At 62.1% G+C, this 2,771-nt stretch carries 3 protein-coding genes and 1 pseudogene; all 4 read left to right on the top strand.

Translation table 11 applies throughout. The features are described from left to right. Positions 1 to 887 (top strand): ADP-forming succinate--CoA ligase subunit beta (sucC, locus tag EN906_RS29800; RefSeq protein ID WP_127375587.1); only part of this gene is annotated, 887 nt, incomplete at its 5' end. 4 nt (positions 888 to 891) lie between these two features. Then, positions 892 to 1,263 (top strand): cupin domain-containing protein, encoded by a 372-nt coding sequence (locus EN906_RS29795; RefSeq protein ID WP_127267774.1) that lies wholly within the window; start codon positions 892 to 894, stop codon positions 1,261 to 1,263. Between the two features lie 41 nt (positions 1,264 to 1,304). After that, entirely contained in the window at positions 1,305 to 2,207 is a 903-nt protein-coding gene (gene sucD / locus EN906_RS29790; protein WP_063173365.1) for a succinate--CoA ligase subunit alpha, read from the top strand. A gap of 119 nt (positions 2,208 to 2,326) precedes the next feature. Further along, positions 2,327 to 2,771 (top strand): annotated as a pseudogene (gene sucA / locus EN906_RS29785) (2-oxoglutarate dehydrogenase E1 component); the annotation flags it as partial.

The following is a 2,771-nucleotide window of genomic DNA, read 5'->3' as shown; positions in this document are numbered from 1 at the left end:
TACACCACCTCTATATCGAGGACGGCGCTGACATCGAACGCGAGCTCTATCTGTCGATCCTGGTCGACCGTTCGGTCGGCCGCATCGCCTTCGTCGTCTCGACCGAGGGCGGCATGGACATCGAAGCGGTCGCGCATGACACGCCGGAGAAGATCATCACTGTCGCCATCGATCCGGAAAAAGGCGTCACATCGGCCGACCTGAAGGCGCTCAACGGTGCGCTGAAGCTCGACGGCGATGCTGCCAAGGACGGCGATACGCTGTTCCCGATCCTCTACAAAGCCTTCGTCGAAAAGGACATGAGCCTGCTCGAGGTCAACCCGCTGATCGTCATGAAGAACGGCCGGCTGCGCGTGCTCGACGCGAAAGTGTCGTTCGACAACAACGCGCTGTTCCGCCACCCTGACGTGCTCGAACTGCGCGACACCACCGAAGAGGACGAGAAGGAGATCGAGGCGTCGAAATACGACCTCGCCTATGTCGCGCTCGACGGCAATATCGGCTGCATGGTCAACGGCGCCGGCCTCGCCATGGCGACGATGGACATCATCAAGCTCTATGGTGCCGAGCCCGCCAACTTCCTCGATGTCGGTGGCGGCGCATCCAAGGAAAAAGTCACGGCGGCGTTCAAGATCATCACCCGGGATCCGGCGGTCAAGGGTATCCTGATCAACATCTTCGGCGGCATCATGAAGTGCGACATCATTGCCGAGGGCGTCATTGCCGCGGTCAAGGAAGTCGGACTGGAAGTGCCGCTGGTGGTGCGTCTGGAGGGCACCAATGCCGAGCTCGGCAAGAAGATCATCAACGACAGCGGCCTCAACGTCGTGTCGGCCGACGATCTCGACGATGCAGCCAAGAAGATCGTGGCGGCGGTAAAGGGCTGAGCGGATGCCTCCGCGCAAGATAAACTTGGTCGAGGCGGCGGATCAAAAGATCAAGAAGGTCTTCGATCCGCATATCGCCGGCGACGTCAACGACAGCCAGGCGAAGGTCGCCAAGTTCGGCGAGGTCTTCGATTGGCACGCGCATGACAATGAGGACGAAGCCTTCCTCGTGCTGCGCGGGCGCATCGCCATCGATTTCCGCGACGGTCCGGTCGAACTCGGCGAGGGCGACTTCATCGTCGTGCCGCGCGGTGTCGAGCACCGGCCGCGTTCGCTCACCGCGGAACCGGTCGTGCTGATGTTCGAGCCGGCGACGACGCTCAACACCGGCAATGCCAAGAGCGACCTCACGGTCGCTGACCTGAAGCGGCTCTGACCATGTTTTCCTCGATCAACGGTTTTTAGAAAAGGGCTCCCATGTCCATCCTCGTCGACAAGAACACCAAGGTGCTGGTGCAGGGCCTGACCGGCAAGACCGGTACGTTCCACACCGAGCAGGCGCTGGCTTATCACGGCACGAAAATGGTCGGCGGCATCCATCCCAAGAAGGGTGGCGAGACGTGGACCGGCGCCAAGGGTGAAAGCCTGCCGATCTTCGCCACCGTCGCCGAGGGCAAGGAAAAGACCGGCGCCAACGCTTCGGTCGTCTATGTGCCGCCGGCGGGTGCCGCCGAAGCCATCCTCGAAGCGATCGAGGCCGAGATCCCGCTGATCATCTGCATCACCGAAGGCATACCGGTGATGGACATGATCAGGGTCAAGGCCAGGCTCGACCGCTCGACCTCGCGGCTGATCGGGCCGAACTGCCCGGGCGTGCTCACGCCCAACGAATGCAAGATCGGCATCATGCCCGGAAACATCTTCCGCAAGGGCTCGGTCGGCGTTGTTTCGCGGTCGGGAACGCTTACCTATGAGGCAGTGTTCCAGACCACCAATGTCGGCCTCGGCCAGACCACCGCCGTCGGCATCGGCGGCGACCCCGTCAAGGGCACCGAGTTCATCGACGTGCTCGAGATGTTCCTCGCCGACGAGGAGACCAAGTCGATCATCATGATCGGCGAGATCGGCGGTTCGGCCGAGGAAGACGCCGCGCAGTTCCTCAAGGACGAAGCCAAGCGTGGCCGCAAGAAACCGATGGCCGGCTTCATCGCCGGGCGCACGGCGCCGGCCGGCCGCACCATGGGCCACGCCGGCGCGGTCATCTCCGGCGGCAAGGGCGGCGCCGAAGACAAGATCGCGGCGATGGAATCGGCCGGCATCAAGGTATCGCCCTCGCCGGCAAGGCTGGGCACGACACTGGTCGAGGCGATCAAAGGTTAAGGGAATAGGGGAGTAGGGCAGTAGGGAAAATAGCAGCGGCAAAAAGCGCTACTCCCCTATTCCCTTATTCCCCTACTCCCTCCAAAAACAGGAGACGGAGCCGGGCTCCGCGGACAAAAATGGCAAGACAAGATCAGGCCAACGACCAATTTTCGCTCACCTCTTTCCTTTACGGCGGCAACGCCGATTACATCGATGCGCTCTATGCCGCCTATGAAGACGATCCAGCCTCGGTCAATCCCGAATGGCAGGAGTTCTTTGCCGGGCTGAAGGACGATGCCGGCGATGTGCGCAGGAATGCCAAGGGTGCCTCATGGGCCAAGCCCTCCTGGCCGCTGCAGGCCAATGGCGAACTGGTGTCGGCGCTCGACGGCAATTGGGGTATCGTCGAGAAGACGATCGAAAAGAAAGTCAAGGACAAGGCGGTCACCAACGGCGTCGTCCTGTCCGACGCCGACGTGCATCAGGCGACGCGCGATTCGGTGCGCGCCATCATGATGATCCGCGCCTACCGCATGCGCGGCCATCTGCATGCCAATCTCGACCCGCTCGGCATCGCCAAAC

Origin of the sequence: Mesorhizobium sp. M7A.F.Ca.CA.004.06.1.1 (genome assembly GCF_003999135.1) — a bacterium.
Classification (GTDB): Bacteria; Pseudomonadota; Alphaproteobacteria; order Rhizobiales; family Rhizobiaceae; genus Mesorhizobium.
The sequence above is the reverse complement of the archived record's forward strand: the minus strand, read 5'-3'. Positions and strand labels throughout refer to the sequence as shown.